We start from the raw sequence: 1,107 nt of genomic DNA, 5'->3' as shown, positions 1-1,107 counted from the left end.
TCCCTTTGGTATTGTCTAGAAAGCCTATTATAGAAATGATGAAAAAATTGGTAGTGACGACTGAAAATCTTGGTATCAATCAATTGCAGGAGAAGTACCCTTATGAAATCTCTGGAGGACAAAAACAACGGGTTGCAGTTGCACGCGCCATCATTACAGAACCTGAAATTCTCCTTGCGGACGAGCCAACAGGAGCGCTTGATTCCAAGTCATCTGCAGCACTTCTTGATGTTTTTGATGAAATCAATGAGTGCGGACAAACTATTCTCATGGTAACCCACTCAACAGCAGCTGCTAGCAGGGCCAAGCGCGTGCTCTTTATCAAAGACGGCATTCTTTACAACCAAATCTACCGTGGAGATAAGACAGATCGTCAGATGTTCCAAGAAATCTCTGACACCTTGACTGTTATGGCAAGTGAGGTGAACTAGTATGTTTCGATTAACCAATAAGTTGGCCATATCCAACTTAATTAAAAACCGCAAACTCTATTATCCGTTTGCTTTGTCTGTCATTTTGGCAGTCACTATCAGCTATCTCTTTTATTCCGTAGCCTTTAATCCTAAAATTGGTGATTTGCGTGGTGCATCCGCTATTCAATTTACCCTACAACTAGGGCTTGTCGTTGTGACACTTGCATCTGCCATTATCGTGCTTTATGCCAACAGTTTTGTCATGAAAAATCGCTCAAAAGAACTGGGTGTCTATGGTATGTTGGGACTAGAAAAGCGCCATTTAATTGGTATGACCTTCAAGGAGCTCCTGATATTTGGTTTAGTAACAGTGACTTCTGGGATTGGGATTGGTGCCCTCTTTGACAATCTCATCTTTGCTATATTGCTTAAACTTGCAAAGATGAAGGTAGAGCTAGTCGCAACCTTTCAATGGTCCGTAGCCCTTTCAATTCTTCTAGTATTTGGTCTTATCTTTTTAGTCCTTGTGTTTCTAAATACCCTACGTATCATCCGTATGGATGCTCTGCAACTATCTCGTGAAAAAGTAAAAGGGGAGAAGAAGGGACGTTTCTTAGTCCTTCAAACTTTACTAGGGCTAATTGCACTAGGTAGTGGCTACTATCTAGCACAAAGCGTAAAAGATCCAGTTTCA

2 protein-coding genes are annotated in these 1,107 nt (G+C 41.3%); both read left to right on the top strand.

Translation table 11 applies throughout. The annotated features are described in order from the left end of the window. The coding region (locus HMPREF2619_RS11625; RefSeq protein ID WP_261673727.1) for an ATP-binding cassette domain-containing protein at positions 1 to 431 on the top strand (431 nt) is incomplete at its 5' end. 1 nt (position 432) lies between these two features. Beyond that, the coding region (locus tag HMPREF2619_RS07610; protein ID WP_083279620.1) for an FtsX-like permease family protein at positions 433 to 1,107 on the top strand (675 nt) is incomplete at its 3' end.

Origin of the sequence: Streptococcus sp. HMSC074B11 (assembly GCF_001808705.1) — a bacterium.
Classification (GTDB): Bacteria; Bacillota; Bacilli; order Lactobacillales; family Streptococcaceae; genus Streptococcus.
This window is presented reverse-complemented; position numbering and strand designations above follow the sequence as displayed.